We start from the raw sequence: 17,184 nt of genomic DNA on the forward strand, positions 1-17,184 counted from the left end.
ACCACCACCCGCAGCAGCACGGCCTCGGCCTGGTCCTGCGGCAGCTCGCGGAGCAGCCGCAGCGCGCCCTCGGTCGAGATGGCCTCCAGCGCCTCCTCATGGGTGCTGAGCCGGCCGGGCAGCTCCAGCACGTCCTGCTCCAGCGCCGTGGCCCGGGGCCGCACCCGCTGGCGGCGCAGGTGGTCCAGCGCCCGGTGCCGGGCGATGGTCGCGGTCCAGCCGCGGAAGCCCGCCCCGTCGCCCTTGAACCGGCCGAGGTCACGGGCGATCTCCAGCCAGGCGTCCGACGCCACGTCCTCCGCGTCGTCCCCGACGATTCCGCGCAGATAGCCGAGCAGGCCCGGCTGCACGATCCGGTAGGCGACCGCGAAGGCTGCCTCGTCGCCCTCCTGGGCCCGCGCGACGGCCGCGCCCAGCTCCCCGTCGTGCTCCTGCCCGCGGCGGGGTTCCCCTCGCTGACCCAAGAACCGTCCTCGTCCGTACCGGGCTCGCGCTCGTGCTCGCGCCAGCAGCGAATCCGTGCCGTGGGACACGGCAGCCCGTGTCCCACGTCCCACGCTGCTCAGCGCCGAAGCCCACAGATCTGTCACAGCTCCCGGCCGTCCCGCCGGTCCCTCCCGTCGGCGCCGCCTCCTCCGCAGCCGCCCGGGCGACCGGATGACTCGGTTCTGCGGGTCGGCCCCGGTCGCCCCCGGCCGGGACACGGACGCCGACGCCTTGGCCCCTCCCCGCCCCTCGTCGTACCGCTCCCCCGCTCCACGGGTCCCGGCCGTTCCGTGTGCGGCTACGGCGCTCCCGCCGAGGCGGTCGCGTCCCGGCACAGCAGCCGCAGCGACCCCTGCCCGCCGAAGCACCGCCGTGCCTCGTCGACGGGATCCCAGAAACTGCCGTCGGGCGTACGGACCCAGTGGTCGCCGCCGGTCGCCCACCACTCGCCGCCGGTCTGCCGCACGATCACCTCACCGGCGTACGCGCCGAAGCCGCGCAGCACGTTCTGCACGGCGTCGTACGGCGCCCCGTCGCCCCGGATGTCCTCGATCATCCGGTCGACGCGCCACAGACTCCGCGCCGAGTAGTCGAGCCGCACCCGGGCGCCCTCGCGCATCGTCGCCACCGCGTCCGCCGCCCAGCGCACCGGCTTCGCCGCGGCGTGCGGCCTGCTCTCCTGCTGTGTCGTCACATACTGTGCAGTCACATTCCGTAGAGCGAGGTCAGCGGCGTTTTCGTCACCCGGATCCGGGCCCTTTCCGCAACCGGCGCAGTACCGCCGCAGCACACCCGCACAACGGTCACAGGACTCCCGCAGGATCCCGGGCGCGGGCGGGAGTGACGCCTGGACCGGCCCGTGCGCTCCCTTCAGTGATGAGCACGTACTTCCATCTCCGCGCGGTGCCGCCCCCGGCGCTGCGCAACAGCGCGAAATGGCTGCGCAGGCTGTTCGAGGACGACTGGGACACGGTGCGGCTGCGGATCGACCGGCATCGCGAGGAGATGCTGGACAGGCACTACCTCGACCACGACCTCCTGTACGCCGGTGCTCCCCCGCACCACGCGGCGGAGCGCCCAGGGGCGGACGTGGTGCTCGGCGGACACCGCGTCTATGACCACGACCCCGCCCAGCCGCCGTTCCTGCTGCTCACCGCGGCGGAGGCGGACCGGGTCGCCGCGTTCCTCGCTTCGACCGACTTCGAGTCGCTGTGGCGCCTGGCCCGCGACGACCTGCTGCCGCGCGAGGCCGGGTCCGACACCGAACTCCAGGCCCGCACCGTCTTCGAGTCGGCGCACCAGGATCTGACGGCGTTCTACGCCCGGACGGCGCACCACGGGGACGCGGTGGTGAAGTGGCTGGTGCTGTGACGCCCGTACAGCTCCTGTCCCGGCAGGGTCTCAGCCCCGCCCGCGGGCCCGCCGCGAGACGACCGCGCGCAGCACCCGCCGGCCCTCGGTCGAGACCTCCAGCGCCCGGCGCAGCCCGCCCGCACCGTGTCCGGCGAGCAGTTCGAGGACGGTGACCTGGCGCCGCAGTTCGGCGGCGACCAGCGGCGACATGTCCTCCGTGCCGCCTTCCCGGCGGGCGTCGACGGAGCCGGCACCGTCCTCGGCGGGGTCGAGGAGCCGGTGGATCTGGAGTGAGGCGACGGAGCAGGCGTCGGCCCACACCCGTATCCCGGCGGCGGTGCGCTCGGCGGGGGCCGCGCCGAGCATCCGGCGGGCGAGGAGCGCGGCCTCGTCCTCGCCGGACTCCTCGGCGCCGGCCTCGTCGAGGGCGGCACGTGCCTTCTCCAGGGACTCGCCCCAGTCGCCGCCCCCGTCGGTGAGACTCGCCCACAGCGGCCGCAGTACCTCGTCGTCGCCGCCCAGCAAGGGCACGCACCGATCCAAACAAGCCAACCCGCTGGCAGCCAGTCCGCGCTCGTCGGCCTGAGCGATCAGTTCCACCAGGCTCATCCACGCCTCCCTCGCCAGGGCGCCGACCTTTACGGAGCCCGCATTTCCCCTTACTGCGTGCAACGGGCCGGGAGTGTCACAGGGGCACCACACCGAGCCGGTCGAGGAGCCGGAAGAAAAGGTTTTCGGCCAACGGGTCGGGGTCGGCGGTCAGCACCTCGGCGACGGCCTCGGCGCTGGCCGTGTGCCCGGCCTCGGCGGCCCAGGCGACCGCGCGCGCGGCGGCGTCGGCGGGCTCGAGGAAGTAGTCGTCCAGCGTGAGGCCCTCCCGGTCGGCGCCGAGGTACCGCGCCATCGCGGCACGCGCCAGACAGGCCGTCCAGCCGCCGCTCTCCGGGGCCGCCGCCTCCAGCACCACACAGGCGCTGTCCATGACGAACCCGAACAGCGCGGGCGCGCCGGTCTCCCCGGCCAGGGCGTTCATGCTCCCGACGTCGCCGTCCGGGCTCGGGTACTCCCACACCTGCCAGCCGCCGGGGGCCACCGCCCGCCGGGTCATGCCCCCGGCTCCGGCCAGCGCTTCCAGCTCGCCGAGCGGCCGTTCGGCGCGGCCCACGACGAAGTACCCCCAGTAACCCATGTCGTCCCCCACGGCTCGCGGTTCGGCTCGTGGTGAATACATCACAGCCGTACCGCGGTGCGCAGGCGTATGCCGACGCCGCATCCGGGTCGGCCGCACGACGACCGTCAACCGGTGCCGCGTCAGCCCAGCTTGTCGGCCAGTTGCCTGAACTCGGCCCAGGACAGGGACGGGGCGCCCGGGTCCCACAGTTTCTGGATCGTGGCCCGCAGCGGCATCCGGATCCCGGCGGCCACCTGGTCCTGGGTCTGGGAGTTCGCGAGGTCGCACCAGACGGCGAAGGACCCGCCGAGGATCTGCCCGTCGTACCGGGCGGGCACGGCGGTGGTGCCGCGCAGCACCCGCGGGTTCCACCGCTCGTAGATCCGCTGTCCCGTGGGATAGACGAAGGTCTGCGGCTGCCCGAGGACGTAGTACAGGAACTCGTCGTTGTAGTTGAGGACCTTGCGCCCCGCGCTCAGGTACTCCACCGGCTGCCGGGCACCGATCTCCTTGCCGGTCCAGTAGGCGACCTGGAGGTCCTTGGCGGGCTGGTCGGACGCACCGCGGAGGAAGCCGTCGTTCCAGGCCCGCATCGTGCGGTCGTGGGCGCGCACGGTGTCGGCGCGGTCGTTCAGCCAGCCGGTGGCGAGGTCGGCGACGGTGCCGCCGGGGCCGTACTCCTGCCGGGCGGCGGCGGCCAGCTGCGGGTAGGACGCCGCCGGGTCGGCGACCGCCAGCGCCCGGTACTCGTCGCCGCCGAGGTGCCACTGGGCACCGGGGAACAGGCCGGCGTACTCGTTGAGGAGGTCGTCCACGACGGCCGCGGCGCCGGGCTTGGAGATGTCGACGGCTCCGCGCGCCGCGACGCCCTGCGCGTTGCGCAGCTGCAGATCGGGATGGGCGGCGACGACCGCGCCGAGGTGCCCCGGCGAGTCGATCTCCGGCACGACGGTGATGTGCCGGCTCGCGGCGAGATCGACGATCCGCTTGACCTGGGCCTTGGTCAGATGGTCCCGGGAGACGACCTCGGGGTGGGACGTGGACTGTATCCGGAAGCCCTGGTCGTCGGAGAAGTGCAGCCCGAGCTCGTTGAACTTCAGGTCCCCCAGCTCGCGCACCCGTTCCTCTATCCAGGACGCGGTGAACGGTTTGCGGGCGATGTCCAGCATGAACCCGCGCCGCGGCTTGGCCGGCTGGTCGCGCACGACGCCCTCCGGGGCCGAGCCGCCGCCGTGGACCTCCTGTTTGAGGGTGCGGGTGCCGTAGAAGACGCCCGCGTCGGCGGGCCCGCTGATGTTCACCCGCCCGCCGCGCACGGTCATGCTGTACGACTCCGGGTCACCGCCCTCGTCGCCGCTGAGCGCGAGCCGTACGTCCCCGGGCCGCACGTCGTCCTTCTCGCCCGCGTACGACAGGCCCAGCTCACCGGCGATGAGCCGCCCCTCGTCCGCCAGCTCCGGGTCGCTCAGCACCACGCGCTCTCCGTGTGCCGGCCGCCAGCCGGGGCCGCGGGCGGGGGTGTGGGAGCGGACGGCGGGGATCGTGCGGGGCGCCTGGGACATGGGATAGGAGCGGGTGGGCGTCGGGCTGGGCCCGGCCGGGTCCGAGCCTTTCGCCGTACCGCTCGAGGACGTTCGCGCCGCTCCCCCGGACCGCCCGCCGTCGCCGTCCGCGGAGGCCCAGACTCCCAGTCCCACGCCGAGGGCGACCGTGCCGACGAAGGCCGCGGCGGCGATCGTCCGCCTCCGCCTCACCTGCTTCGCCGACGCCCGGCGCCTGTGCTGGCTCACTCCGCCAACCTACGACCGCAACGGCCGGGCTGCGTCCACCACATGTTCCGAAACTCTCCCGTCCGAGTGAAATTCGGGCATCCTTCGGACACACAGTGACCGCACTCGGTAACGTGGCGACACACCTTTCACGGCATCCCCTGCCAAAACACATGTGACGCGAGGACCCACGCTGCCTGCGCACCGCCCACCGTACGCTTCCGGCCTCCCCGGCCGTGCGGACATACCCACCCTCCCCGGACAGGCCCGCATCACACCGTCCACCGTCCTGCTCGAGGGTTTCAACACCGCACCCGCCGACGAGGTCTGCGAAGCGCTGCTGGCCTGCCTCCGCAGCCTCCGCTGGGCCCGGCGGCTCGTCGACCATCGCCCCTACCCCGACCTGGAGTCCCTCCTGGCGGCATCGGACGAGGCGGCCTACGACCTGACCCCCGGCGACCTGGCGGAGGCGCTGGCCGCGGAGGTGCTGCCGGAGCTCCCGGACGACACCTACTCCGCCGCCCACACGGCACTGGGCGCGGCACACGCAGCCTACGAGGCCCGCTTCGGGCATGTGTTCGTCATCTATCTGGGTGATTCCTCTCCGGGGGAAACGCTGGACCGGACCCTCGAAGGAATCCGGTCACGATTGGCGAACGATCCGGAGGAGGAGCGGGTCGTCGCGGCCGAGGAACTCCGCCGGCTGGCGAGAGGACGCCTGGTCAGTTCCCTGCGGGGCGTGGACACCCATCGGTACGCGGCGCCGCGGCGGGGAGCGGCCGGCCACCCGGCGTCCGCCCCGGCAGATAACGGGACACGCCACCCCAGATGCCGCCCCGGCTAGCCCGTCCGGTGCCAGTTTGATCACACGAGGTAGGCCCCCTGTAAGCCAGGCGGCAGCACGTGGCTACGATGCTGGGGGCCGGTGGACCGTACCCGGCCGGGCCCGACCGACAACCGAAGCCGGCGCGGCCCTAGTCCCCGCTCCCGGAGGGTTCTTCCGTGCCGGCTGGAACGCTGTACCGCGGCCGGGAAGGAATGTGGTCCTGGGTGGCTCACCGAGTCACCGGCGTCCTCATCTTCTTCTTCCTGTTCGTTCACGTGCTGGACACTGCTCTCGTGCGTGTCTCCCCCGAGGACTACGACAAGGTCGTAGCCACGTACAAGACGCCGATCGTCGCGCTGCTGGAGTACGGCCTCGTCGCCGCCATCCTCTTCCACGCGCTCAACGGCCTGCGCGTCATCGCCGTCGACTTCTGGTCGAAGGGGGCGCGCTACCAGAAGCAGATGCTGTGGACCGTGCTCGTCGTCTGGGTCGTCCTGATGGCCGGCGCGATCTACCCCGTCCTCGGCCACGCCGCTCGTGTTCTCTTCGGGAGCTGACGCCGATGTCCACCACTGAAACCACCGCGTCCGGGATCGGCCCCGTCGAGGGCGGCTCCCTGTACAACGCCGACAACCCGGCCCCCCTCATCGAGGCGCCGCGCAAGCGGACGAAGAAGACCCCCAAGTCCACCCGGGGCAACTTCGAGATGGTCGCGTGGCTGTTCATGCGCCTGTCCGGCGTCGTGCTGGTCGTCCTGGTCCTCGGCCACCTGCTGATCCAGCTCGTCCTGGACGGCGGCGTCTCCAAGATCGGCTTCGCCTTCGTGGCCGGCCGCTGGGCGTCCCCCTTCTGGCAGGTCTGGGACCTCCTCATGCTGTGGCTGGCGATGCTGCACGGCGCCAACGGCCTGCGCACGGTCGTCAACGACTACGCGGAGCGCGCGAACACCCGGCTGTGGCTGAAGGGCCTGCTCTACACCGCCACGGTGTTCACCATCCTGCTGGGCACGCTGGTGATCTTCACCTTCGACCCGAACATCCGCTAGGCACGGGGCTGCGAGAATCATGAAGATCCACAAGTACGACACCGTCATTGTCGGCGCCGGTGGCGCGGGCATGCGCGCCGCCATCGAGTCGACGAAGCGCAGCCGCACCGCCGTGCTGACCAAGCTCTACCCCACCCGCTCCCACACGGGCGCCGCGCAGGGCGGCATGGCCGCCGCGCTGGCCAATGTGGAGGAGGACAACTGGGAGTGGCACACCTTCGACACGGTCAAGGGCGGTGACTACCTGGTCGACCAGGACGCCGCCGAGATCCTGGCGAAGGAGGCCATCGACGCCGTCCTCGACCTGGAGAAGATGGGCCTGCCGTTCAACCGGACGCCGGGCGGGACGATCGACCAGCGCCGGTTCGGCGGTCACTCGCGCAACCACGGCGAGGCCCCGGTCCGCCGCTCCTGCTACGCGGCGGACCGCACCGGCCACATGATCCTCCAGACGCTGTACCAGAACTGCGTCAAGGAGGGCGTGGAGTTCTTCAACGAGTTCTACGTCCTGGACCAGCTGATCACCGAGGTCGACGGCGTCAAGAAGTCGGCCGGCGTGGTGGCGTACGAGCTGGCCACCGGCGAGATCCACATCTTCCAGGCGAAGGCCGTCATCTACGCCTCCGGCGGCACCGGCAAGTTCTTCAAGGTGACGTCGAACGCGCACACGCTGACCGGTGACGGCCAGGCAGCCGTCTACCGCCGCGGTCTGCCGCTGGAGGACATGGAGTTCTTCCAGTTCCACCCGACCGGCATCTGGCGCATGGGCATCCTGCTGACGGAGGGCGCCCGTGGTGAGGGCGGCATCCTCCGCAACAAGGACGGCGAGCGCTTCATGGAGAAGTACGCGCCGGTCATGAAGGACCTCGCGTCCCGTGACGTCGTCTCGCGCTCCATCTACACCGAGATCCGCGAGGGCCGCGGCTGCGGTCCCGAGGGCGACCACGTCTACCTGGACCTGACGCACCTGCCGCCGGAGCAGCTGGACGCCAAGCTCCCGGACATCACGGAGTTCGCGCGCACCTACCTCGGTATCGAGCCCTACACGGACCCGATCCCGATCCAGCCGACCGCGCACTACGCGATGGGCGGCATCCCGACGAACGTCGAGGGTGAGGTCCTGGCGGACAACACCACCGTCGTTCCGGGCCTGTACGCGGCGGGCGAGGTCGCCTGCGTGTCGGTGCACGGCGCCAACCGCCTCGGCACCAACTCGCTGCTCGACATCAACGTCTTCGGCCGCCGCGCGGGCATCGCCGCCGCCGAGTACTCCCACAAGGCCGACTTCGTCGAGCTGCCGGAGAACCCGGAGGCATTCGTCGTCGCGCAGATCGAGCAGCTGCGCAACTCCACGGGCAACGAGCGGGTGGCCACGATCCGTCGTGAGCTGCAGGAGACCATGGACGCGAACGTCATGGTGTTCCGCACCGAGCAGACGATCAAGACCGCGGTCGAGAAGATCGCCGAGCTGCGCGAGCGCTACAAGAACGTGGCGATCCAGGACAAGGGCAAGCGGTTCAACACGGACCTCCTGGAGGCGATCGAGCTGGGCAACCTGCTCGAGCTGGCCGAGGTCATGGCGGTGTCGGCCCTGGCCCGCAAGGAGTCCCGCGGCGGTCACTACCGCGAGGACTACCCGAACCGCGACGACGTCAACTTCATGCGCCACACCATGGCGTACCGCGAGGTCGGCGCCGACGGCTCGGAAACCGTCCGTCTCGACTACAAGCCGGTCGTCCAGACCCGCTACCAGCCGATGGAGCGTAAGTACTGATGGCAACTCCTGTTCTGGACAAGGTGGAGGCGGAGGCCGCGGCCTCTCCCTACATCACCGTCACCTTCCGGGTCCGCCGCTTCAACCCGGAGGTCTCGGCCGAGGCGACGTGGGAAGACTTCCAGCTGGAAATCGACCCGAAGGAGCGTGTCCTCGACGGTCTCCACAAGATCAAGTGGGACATCGACGGCACCCTCACCTTCCGCCGTTCCTGCGCGCACGGCATCTGCGGCTCGGACGCGATGCGGATCAACGGCAAGAACCGCCTTGCCTGCAAGACGCTGATCAAGGACATCAACCCCGAGAAGCCGATCACGGTCGAGCCCATCAAGGGCCTCACGGTCCTTAAGGACCTGGTCGTGGACATGGAGCCGTTCTTCCAGGCGTACCGGGACGTCATGCCCTTCCTCGTCACGAAGGACACGAACGAGCCCACGCGTGAGCGTCTCCAGTCGGCCGAGGACCGTGAGCGGTTCGACGACACCACGAAGTGCATCCTCTGCGCCGCGTGCACGTCGTCCTGCCCGGTCTTCTGGAACGACGGCCAGTACTTCGGCCCGGCCGCGATCGTGAACGCGCACCGCTTCATCTTCGACTCGCGTGACGAGGCCGGCGAGCAGCGCCTGGAGATCCTCAACGACCGTGACGGCGTGTGGCGTTGCCGCACGACCTTCAACTGCACGGACGCCTGCCCGCGTGGCATCGAGGTCACGAAGGCGATCGCCGAGGTGAAGAAGGCGCTGATCACGCGCCGCTTCTGACGTCCGTCGGTTTCAGGTACGTCTTCTGTACCGCTGTACGGCTGTACGTGGCCGTGGGCCCCGTTTCCCGGTTCCGCACCGGGAACGGGGCCCCGGTCGTTCCCGGCCCGAAACGCCGTCACGGCCCGGCCTCGCACCACGACGGCTTCCCGGTGTCGGTGTCGGTGCCGGTGTCGGCCGGGACGGGACACGCCGGGCCCGGCGCCGACCCACGAGCCGTTCGACCGGGCCCCGTGCGCCGAGGACGCGGGCTCGCCGCCCAGGTGGGCGGTGGCTTCGCCGGCCGGAGGCGGCCGGCCCCTGCGAGACCTCCGGGCGGGTGACCCCCGCGGTCTGTCCCCGCGGGTGCCCGTACCGCCGTACCTAATCTGATGGCATGTCAGATGACGAGTCGTACGAGCTGCTCGGGTTCGACAACGTGCTGCTGCCCGTCGGGGACCTCGCCGAGGCCGTCGGTTTCTACGAGCGCGCCGGGTTCGGGGTCGCCTTCCGGTTCGACGAGGGCGGGATCGCGCTGCTGAAGGCCGGGGGCGAGACGCCCGGGATTCTGCTGCGGACCGAGGAGGGGCTGGGGCGCCGGCCGCCGGCGTGGCCCTCGCCGCGCGTCTGGCTGGAGGTCCCGGACGCGCGTGCCGCGGCACGGAAGCTCACCGGGCGTGGCGTCGCCCTGCTCGACGAACCCTTCCCCGTGGCGACCGGATGGACGGTCGAGATCGCCGACCCCTGGGGCAACATCCTGGGGTTCGCGGACTACTCCAAGCGCCCGGAGCTGGGCAGACGGCCCTGAAGCGGAATCCGCCACCCTTGAGTTGAACACGTTCAAAAACAGGTCTACAGTCATCCCTGTCAGCGTTTTGAACGCGTTCAAGAAAGGGTGGGGCATGGACCGCACCGTCATCGCCTACGTCATCTACCTGACCGTCAGCATCGCGCTGACCGTATGGGTGGCCCGCACGCTCAGCCGCAACGGACGGGTCTTCCTCTCCGACGTACTGCACGGGAACGAGCAGCTCGCCGACGCCGTCAACCACCTCCTGGTGGTCGGGTTCTACCTGGTCAACCTCGGCTTCGTGGCGCTGTACCTGAGCGGTGACGAGACGATCGAGGACACCCGCGGCATCTTCGAGGCCCTGTCGACCAAGCTCGGCGTGGTGCTGCTCGTGCTCGGCGTGATGCACCTGGGCAACGTGTACGTGCTGAGCAGGATCCGGCGGCGCGGGGTGCTGGACCGGCAGCAGGTGCCGCCCGTCGCGCCGCAGGGCTGGGCCACTCCGGGCGCCGGGGTGTGAGCGCCGTGACGGCCGCCGATGACCGGGGCGCCGCGCGCGCCCCGGTCCACGGGCTCACCGTGCTGTACGACGCCGAGTGCTCGCTGTGCACCCATGTGCGCGACTGGCTGGTGAAGCAGCGGCAGTTGGTGCCGATCGAGCTGGTGCCGGCGGGGTCGGCGGAGGCCCGGCGGCGGTATCCGGGGCTGGACCACCGGGCCACCCTCGACGAGGTCACCGTCGTCGGGGACGCCGGACAGGTCTACCGAGGGGCAGCCGCCTGGATCGTCGTCCTGTGGGCACTGCGCGAGTACCGCCCACTCGCCCACCGGCTCAGCACCACGGTCGGCACCGGGCTCGCCAAGGGCGCGGTGCTGGCCGCGGCCAAGTGGCGGGGCGCGCACTGGGGCGGGAAGGCCTACCGGCGGGACGACGGCTGGTCGTACGACCCCGGCCAGGGCTGGACGTACACCCCTCCGGGGTGCGACGGCGGTGCCTGCGCCAGTCGTTAGGCTCTTTCCGTGTCCGCGATGAACGACGGCTCCGCAGAGGCCGGCCCCCAGAGCAAGTCCGAGCAGACCCGCGCGCTGATCCTGGAGACCGCGATGCGGCTCTTCCAGGAACGGGGCTACGACAAGACGACCATGAGGGCCATCGCCAAGGAGGCGGGGGTCTCCGTCGGCAACGCGTACTACTACTTCGCGGGCAAGGAGCACCTGATCCAGGGCTTCTACGACCGGATCGCCGCCGAGCACCGGGTGGCGGTCCGGGAGGTCCTGGCCCGGGAGACCGACCTGGAGGCGCGGCTCGCGGGCGTGCTGAGGGCATGGCTGGACATCGCGACGCCGTACCACGAGTTCGCGGTGCAGTTCTTCAAGAACGCCGCCGACCCGGACAGCCCGCTCAGCCCCTTCTCCCCGGAGAGCGAGCACGCTCGCGTGGAGGCGATCAGCGTCCACAAGGAGGTGCTCCGCGGGGCGAAGACCAAGGTGCCGGAGGAACTGCGGGAGGTGCTGCCCGAGCTGATGTGGCTGTCACAGATGGGGCTGGTCCTGTACTGGATCTTCGACCGGACGGAGGGCCGTGAGCGCAGCTACCGGCTGGCCGCGCGCGGGGCCCGGCTCACCGCGCGGGGCGTGTCGCTGGCCCGGTTCCGGGTGCTGCGGCCGCTGGTGCTTGAGGTGCACGAGCTGTTCACGGACTTCCTGCCCGGGATGACGAAGGCGCTGCCGGATCCGGCGGGCAAGGGGCGGCGGGCCGGGGCAGAGTGATCACTTTCGGGTGAAGCGTTTCGAACGGGACCGGCGGGGCCTACCTCTGCCTACGATGCTCTCGACACCAGCCCGCCGGAGGCGCGTGATGTCCGCAGCATCCGTCGAGCGGCCCCATGGAGACCGTCCGCTGATCGCGGAAGCCAACCGGCTCATGGACCGCAATCCGGGGATCGCGTCGAGATCATCGGAGGCCAGATCCTCGTTTCCCCGCCGCCCAACGCCGCACCCGCCCGCGCTCTGTCCGGGCTAGGCGCCTTTTCACCGGTCTGGACGGTGGGGAAACCGAAGTGCTCGAAGGTGGGGGGCGCTGGCTCACAACGGGAGCCGAGGATTACGCCATTCCCGACTTCGTGGTCGTCGACGCCGACATCGATGACCACCTCATCGAGAACAACTGCCACGACCCCGCCTGCTTCCGCCTGGTCCTGGAGGGCACTTCCAGCAACTGGAAGACCGACCTACGCGACAAGGTCAGGGCTTACGCCAGCGCCGAGATCCCCGTCTCCGCGATCGTCGGCCGCGAACACCAGCGCGTCCACGTCCTGACCCGACCCCGCCGGGGACGGGTACGAGAACCACCGCCCACACTCCCCCGGCGAAGTCGTCACTCTCCCCTCGGTCATCGGCGCAGAGGTCACGCCGAATGTGGATGCGATCCTCAAAGCCGGTCAGCCCAGGGCTAATTGACCGCGTCCACCTCCCCCTCCGCCAACTCCACGTCGTACACCACCGGCCCGTCCGCCACCGCCACATGCCGGGCCCTTGAGCCGTACGAACCCGCCGTCACCGCCAGCACATAGGAACCCGGCGCCGGTACCGACACGATGTACGAGCCGTCGGCCAGGGACGTCACCCGGTCCAGCCGGCGCCCGCCCTTCGAGAGCAGGGTCACCGCGGCGTTCTCGACGGGGTCGCCGTCCGCCGTGCGGACGAAGCCGTGGACCACCGAGGCGGGGCCGCTCTCCCGTTCAGCCGGTTCCCCGGCCTCTTCCCTGGGCTCCACCGCCAGGTGCGGCAGCCGCTTCTCCAGCCACCCCGGCAGCCACCAGTTCGCGCCGCCCAGCAGATGCATCGCCGCCGGCACCAGCGCCGTACGCAGGATGAACGCGTCCAGGGCCACCGCGACCGCAAGGCCCACGCCCGCCGTTGCCGCGCCCGAGTCGCCGCTGAGCACGAACGCCAGGAAGACGCAGACCATGATCAGGGCCGCCGAGTTGATGACGCGGCTGGTCTCGGCCAGGCCGACGCGCACCGCCCGCGCGTTGTCCTTCGTGTGGACCCACTCCTCGTGCATCCGGCTCACCAGGAACACCTGGTAGTCCATCGACAGTCCGAAGAGCAGGGACAGCATGATGACCGGCAGGAAGGCGTTGATCGGGCCCTCCTTGCCGAGGCCGAGCAGGTCCAGGCCCCAGCCCCACTGGAAGACGGCGACCAGGACGCCGAAGGAGGCCGCGGCCGCGATCAGGTTCATCACGGCGGCCGTCAGCGGCACCACCAGGGAGCGGAAGGCGATCAGCAGGAGCAGGAAGCCCAGGCCGATGATCGTCGCGATGAAGTACGGGAGCCGGTCGCCGGTGACCGTCGCGAAGTCCTTCGACACCGCCGTCACACCGCCCACGTGCGCCTGCGCGCCCGCCTTCGGGATGACCTCGTCCCGCAGGGTGTCGATCAGCTCGTCCGTCTGCTTGGACTGCGGTGACGTCGTCGGGACCACCTGGATGACGGTGACGCCCCGGGCGGGCGGCAGCGGCGCCACCCGGGCCACCCCGGACGTCGCCTCGATGTCCTTCACCAGCGTCTTCGTGTCACCGCCCGACGCCACCACCTGGAGCGGCCCGTTGAAGCCGGGGCCGAAGCCCTCCGCGAGCAGGTCGTACGCCTTCCTCGTGGTCGTCGACGCCTGGTCGTTGCCCTGGTCCGTCGCGCCGAGCCGCAGCGACAGCACCGGAAGGGCGAGCGCCGCCATGAGGAGCACGGCGAGCGCGGCGATCGTACGGGGGCGCTTCTGGACCCCCGCCGACCAGCGGGCCGCGAGACCGCTCGCCCGTTCCGGCTCGGTGCCGTGCTCGGCGAGGCGGCGGCGCTGACGGCGGCTGAGCACCCGGGGGCCGAGGAAACCGAGCAGGGCCGGCAGGAGCGTGGTCGCCGCCAGGACGCTCAGCACCACCGTGAGGGAGGTGCCGATCACCACGCCGTCCAGGAAGCGCAGGTTCGTCACCAGCATTCCGGCGAGCGCTATGCACACCGTGCCGCCCGCGAACAGCACCGCGCGGCCGGAGGTGTTGAGGGCGGTCACCGCGGACTGCTCCGGGTCGACACCGCGCAGGATGCCGCGCCGGTGCCGGGTGACGATGAACAGCGCGTAGTCGATGCCGACACCGAGCCCGATCAGGGTGGCCAGCAGCGGGGCCAGGTCCGGGATGTCGGTGGCGTGGCTGAGCAGCTGGGTGGAGAACAGGCCCGTGCCCACGCCGAAGATGGCCACACCGATCGGCAGCAGCATCGCGAAGAGCGAGCCGAAGGCCAGGAACAGGACCACGGCGGCGGCCACGATGCCGACCATCTCCGCGAGGCCCGTCGGCGGCTCCTGCACCCGCTGGATCGCCTGGCCGCCGAGCTCCACCCGGAGACCGCCGCGTTCGGCGGCCTGTGCGGTGTCGACGACGTCCTGGACCAGGTCCTTGGGTACGGCGTTCGCCCGGTCCGTGAACGTGATCTGTGCGTACGCGATCCGTCCGTCACGGCTGACCTGCGCCGCGCCGCGGGGGCCGGAGTAGGGACCGGTGACGTCTCCGACGCCCTTCATTCCCGCGATCCTCGCCAGCGCGGGCTGGATCCGGGACCGTACGGCCTGGTCCCTCACCGAGCCCGCGTCGACCTTCCACACGACCGTGTCGGTGTCGCCCGAGCTGTCCGGGAACGCCTTCTCCATCAGGTCGTACGCCCGCTTGGAGTCCGTGTTCGGAAGGGAGAAGACGTTCGCGTAGTCCGTGCCCGCCGCCGAGGCCGAGAAGCCCAGGCCGAACAGCGCCCCCACCCACAACAACAGGACCACCAGCCGGTGCCGGTAGCACCACCGTGCCCATGCCTCCACGTTCAAAGCTCCTTGATCTTCCGGTTGGTTCGGTCGGTCCCCCAGGTCCTGGGCACCAGGATTGGGGGCACCACTCGCGCGTGGACATGGGAGCCGCTCGACTCTCAAGGAACTCCAAAGCTGTGACCGCCCCCGTCGCCGGTGAGGGTGCCGATACTGGGGACATGACGGCTCCAGGAACCGTGCTGGTCGTGGAGGACGAGCCGAGCATCGCGGACGTCCTCGCCATCGCCCTGCGCTACCACCGCTTCGAGGTGATGACCGCGGGCACCGCCCGCGAGGCCCTCGCCCTCGCCGAGCGCACCCGGCCCGACGCCGCCCTCCTCGACGTCATGCTGCCGGACGGGGACGGCCGTGCCCTGGGCCGCGAACTGCGCGCCAGGCAGCCCGGCCTGGCCCTCGTCTTCCTCACCGCGCGCGACGCGCCCGCCGAGATCGTCGGCGCCCTCTCCTTCGGCGACGACTACATCACCAAGCCGTTCGACATCGACGTGGTCGTCGCCCGGATCGCCGCCGTGCTCCGGCGCACCAGAGCCGCGGACGTCATCGCCCAGCCGCCACCGCTGCGCTACGGCGACCTGGAACTGGACGAGACGACGTACTCGGTGCACCGCGCGGGCCGCACGGTCGAGCTGACCCCCACCGAGTACGCGCTGCTGCGCTTCCTGGTGCGCAACGGCGGCCGGATCGTGCCCAAGGAGCAACTCCTGCGCCACGTATGGCAGTACGAGCACACCCCGGCCGAGTCGACCGTCGTCGAGACCTACATCAGCTATCTGCGGCGCAAGCTGGACATCCTGGGGCCGCCGGTGATCACCACACGGCGCGGTGTCGGATACGGGCTGGCATGAGGCTCCCGCGGTTCGGCCGGCACCACGGCGTCCACTCGCTGCGCGGCAAGCTGACCCTGACGAACGTGGCACTGCTCGCCGTGGGCATCGTGGTGGCGACCGCCGTCAGCCTGATGGGGATGCGGCTGTACCTCGTCGGGCAGGTGGACACCGAGCTCGTCAAGATGCGTGACTCGCTGGGCAGTTCGCGGCTCACCCTGCGCCAGATCGACTCCCTGAGCGCGCTCGGCGTCGTCCGCGACCGGGTCGCGCCGACGGGCCCGGACGACCGGCCGGCCCCCGACTCGATCTTCACCGCGGTCGACGGCCGGGGTGAGGCCATGACCCTCTTCGACATCAAGCCGACCGTCGCCCAGCGCGGCCTCGCGGACGCGGTCGACGATCCGCGCGCCCTCGCCGCGGACCCCGACCCGCACGAGGTCACGGTGCACGGCGCCGCGTACCGGGTGACCGCGACCCGGCTCGCCGACGGCCCCTACATCCTGCTCGCCACCTCGACCGAGGCCCTGCACCAGGGCATAGCCAAGGCCCTGAAGCTCGATCTCGCCGTCGGCACCCTGCTGCTCGCGCTGCTGGGCTGTCTGACGATGTTCAGCGTCCGCAGGCGGCTGCGGCCCCTGGAGGACATGGTGGAGACCTCGTCGGCGATCGCCGAGGGCGACCTCACCCGGCGCGTGCCCTCCAGTCACCATCCGACCCAGGAGGTCGAGCAGCTGCGGCTCGCCCTCAACTCCATGCTCCAGCAGGTGGAGTCGGCGTACCGGACGCGCGAGCGCAGCGCGGCCCAGCTGCGCCGCTTCGTCGCGGATGCCTCGCACGAGCTGCGCACCCCGCTGTCGGCGATACGCGGCTACCTCCAGCTGTACGACAAGGGCATGCTGACCGATCCGGCCGAGCGCAGGCGCTCCTGGGACCGGATGAACGCCGAGGTGGACCGGATGGGGCGGCTGGTCGACGAACTGCTCACCCTGGCCCGTCTCGACCAGCGGCCCGAACTGCGGCTGCGGAACGTCGACCTGAGCCGTCTGGTGCGGGACGCGGCCGAGGACCTGCGGGCGCAGCAGCCGGACCGCCCGGTCAGCGTGACCGCCGAAGGCTCCCTGCTGGTGCGCGCGGACGAGTCGGGGCTGCGGCAGGTGCTGGGCAACCTGGTGGCCAACGTCCGTACGCACACGCCCGCCGACGTGCCGGTGCGGCTGGGCGTGGAGCGGGTGGACGGGGACGTACTGCTGTGTGTCGCGGACGAGGGGCCGGGGCTGGCCGAGGAGGACGCGGTGCGCGTCTTCGACCGCTTCTTCCGCGCGGGCGGCGGCGCGGGCAGCGGGCTGGGCCTGGCGATCGTGCAGGGCGTCGTACGGGCGCACGGCGGCGAGGTGGCGGTGCGGACGGCTCCCGGCGAGGGGCTGGCGGTGACGGTCACACTGCCCCGCCGGGTACCCGTACGACCCTAGGTCCTGTCGTCACATCCCCGTCGTCCGCCCGCAGGGCGGGCCCGGCGGCGTCATGGGG

At 71.2% G+C, this 17,184-nt stretch carries 18 protein-coding genes and 1 pseudogene; 13 read left to right on the plus strand and 6 right to left on the minus strand.

Annotated features, from left to right (window positions below):
• Both ACFW2E_RS01880 and ACFW2E_RS01885 read right to left on the minus strand, forming a co-directional pair.
• Positions 1-464: RNA polymerase sigma factor (locus tag ACFW2E_RS01880; RefSeq protein WP_384459822.1), on the minus strand; the 464-nt coding region annotated here is incomplete at its 3' end.
• Between the two features lie 320 nt (positions 465-784).
• Positions 785-1,180, minus strand: coding sequence for a hypothetical protein (locus ACFW2E_RS01885; RefSeq protein ID WP_384459957.1), 396 nt, complete (start codon positions 1,178-1,180; stop codon positions 785-787).
• Positions 1,181-1,362: 182 nt separating this feature from the next.
• Between ACFW2E_RS01885 and ACFW2E_RS01890 the strand changes: the two genes are divergently transcribed.
• On the plus strand, positions 1,363-1,857 hold the full coding sequence (locus ACFW2E_RS01890) for a DUF1877 family protein (protein WP_384459825.1): 495 nt from the start codon (positions 1,363-1,365) through the stop codon (positions 1,855-1,857).
• Between the two features lie 30 nt (positions 1,858-1,887).
• On the opposite strand, the gene ACFW2E_RS01895 is transcribed toward ACFW2E_RS01890, so the two are convergent.
• The 3 genes from ACFW2E_RS01895 to ACFW2E_RS01905 form a co-directional block, all read right to left on the minus strand.
• Positions 1,888-2,448 carry a hypothetical protein gene (locus tag ACFW2E_RS01895; protein WP_384459828.1) on the minus strand — a complete coding sequence of 187 codons (561 nt, stop codon included), beginning with the start codon at positions 2,446-2,448 and terminating at the stop codon, positions 1,888-1,890.
• A gap of 76 nt (positions 2,449-2,524) precedes the next feature.
• Complete coding sequence (locus ACFW2E_RS01900; RefSeq protein ID WP_384459831.1) at positions 2,525-3,028, minus strand: hypothetical protein; 504 nt, start codon at positions 3,026-3,028, stop codon at positions 2,525-2,527.
• 122 nt (positions 3,029-3,150) lie between these two features.
• The gene (locus ACFW2E_RS01905) at positions 3,151-4,764 is read right to left on the minus strand and encodes a glycoside hydrolase family 20 protein (RefSeq protein ID WP_384459960.1); all 1,614 of its coding nucleotides are present in this window, start codon (positions 4,762-4,764) and stop codon (positions 3,151-3,153) included.
• A gap of 190 nt (positions 4,765-4,954) precedes the next feature.
• On the opposite strand from ACFW2E_RS01905, the gene ACFW2E_RS01910 reads away from it, so the two are divergent.
• The 10 genes and pseudogenes from ACFW2E_RS01910 to ACFW2E_RS01955 all read left to right on the plus strand — a co-directional run bounded on the left by ACFW2E_RS01910 (position 4,955) and on the right by ACFW2E_RS01955 (position 12,414).
• Complete coding sequence (locus tag ACFW2E_RS01910; protein WP_384459834.1) at positions 4,955-5,623, plus strand: 2-oxo-4-hydroxy-4-carboxy-5-ureidoimidazoline decarboxylase; 669 nt, start codon at positions 4,955-4,957, stop codon at positions 5,621-5,623.
• A gap of 158 nt (positions 5,624-5,781) precedes the next feature.
• The gene (gene sdhC, locus ACFW2E_RS01915; protein WP_384459837.1) at positions 5,782-6,162 is read left to right on the plus strand and encodes a succinate dehydrogenase, cytochrome b556 subunit; all 381 of its coding nucleotides are present in this window, start codon (positions 5,782-5,784) and stop codon (positions 6,160-6,162) included.
• Between the two features lie 5 nt (positions 6,163-6,167).
• Positions 6,168-6,650 (plus strand): succinate dehydrogenase hydrophobic membrane anchor subunit, encoded by a 483-nt coding sequence (locus ACFW2E_RS01920; RefSeq protein WP_384459840.1) that lies wholly within the window; start codon positions 6,168-6,170, stop codon positions 6,648-6,650.
• 19 nt (positions 6,651-6,669) lie between these two features.
• Positions 6,670-8,424, plus strand: a complete 1,755-nt coding sequence (gene sdhA / locus ACFW2E_RS01925) for a succinate dehydrogenase flavoprotein subunit (RefSeq protein ID WP_384459843.1) — start codon at positions 6,670-6,672, stop codon at positions 8,422-8,424.
• Positions 8,424-9,185, plus strand: a complete 762-nt coding sequence (locus tag ACFW2E_RS01930; RefSeq protein WP_384459846.1) for a succinate dehydrogenase iron-sulfur subunit — start codon at positions 8,424-8,426, stop codon at positions 9,183-9,185. The genes sdhA and ACFW2E_RS01930 overlap by 1 nt, the downstream gene beginning before the upstream one ends.
• A gap of 376 nt (positions 9,186-9,561) precedes the next feature.
• Positions 9,562-9,972, plus strand: a complete 411-nt coding sequence (locus ACFW2E_RS01935; protein ID WP_384459849.1) for a VOC family protein — start codon at positions 9,562-9,564, stop codon at positions 9,970-9,972.
• Between the two features lie 94 nt (positions 9,973-10,066).
• Entirely contained in the window at positions 10,067-10,474 is a 408-nt protein-coding gene (locus tag ACFW2E_RS01940; RefSeq protein ID WP_384459852.1) for a hypothetical protein, read from the plus strand.
• The gene (locus ACFW2E_RS01945) at positions 10,471-10,965 is read left to right on the plus strand and encodes a thiol-disulfide oxidoreductase DCC family protein (RefSeq protein ID WP_384459854.1); all 495 of its coding nucleotides are present in this window, start codon (positions 10,471-10,473) and stop codon (positions 10,963-10,965) included. The genes ACFW2E_RS01940 and ACFW2E_RS01945 overlap by 4 nt, the downstream gene beginning before the upstream one ends.
• 9 nt (positions 10,966-10,974) lie before the next feature.
• On the plus strand, positions 10,975-11,724 hold the full coding sequence (locus tag ACFW2E_RS01950; RefSeq protein WP_384459857.1) for a TetR/AcrR family transcriptional regulator: 750 nt from the start codon (positions 10,975-10,977) through the stop codon (positions 11,722-11,724).
• An 88-nt stretch (positions 11,725-11,812) separates the two neighbouring features.
• Positions 11,813-12,414: pseudogene (locus ACFW2E_RS01955) on the plus strand (Uma2 family endonuclease).
• Here the strand turns inward: ACFW2E_RS01955 and ACFW2E_RS01960 are convergent.
• Complete coding sequence (locus ACFW2E_RS01960) at positions 12,407-14,824, minus strand: MMPL family transporter (protein ID WP_384459860.1); 2,418 nt, start codon at positions 14,822-14,824, stop codon at positions 12,407-12,409. The pseudogene ACFW2E_RS01955 and the gene ACFW2E_RS01960 sit on opposite strands and share 8 nt — an antisense overlap.
• 164 nt (positions 14,825-14,988) lie before the next feature.
• Here ACFW2E_RS01960 and ACFW2E_RS01965 point away from each other — a divergent pair, with 164 nt between their 5' ends.
• Positions 14,989-15,675 (plus strand): response regulator transcription factor, encoded by a 687-nt coding sequence (locus ACFW2E_RS01965; RefSeq protein WP_384459863.1) that lies wholly within the window; start codon positions 14,989-14,991, stop codon positions 15,673-15,675.
• Positions 15,672-17,126 carry a sensor histidine kinase gene (locus ACFW2E_RS01970; RefSeq protein WP_384459866.1) on the plus strand — a complete coding sequence of 485 codons (1,455 nt, stop codon included), beginning with the start codon at positions 15,672-15,674 and terminating at the stop codon, positions 17,124-17,126. The genes ACFW2E_RS01965 and ACFW2E_RS01970 overlap by 4 nt, the downstream gene beginning before the upstream one ends.
• Positions 17,127-17,184: the final 58 nt, after the last annotated feature.

Source organism: Streptomyces sp. NPDC058964, from assembly GCF_042741275.1.
In the GTDB taxonomy this organism is placed as follows: domain Bacteria; phylum Actinomycetota; class Actinomycetes; order Streptomycetales; family Streptomycetaceae; genus Streptomyces.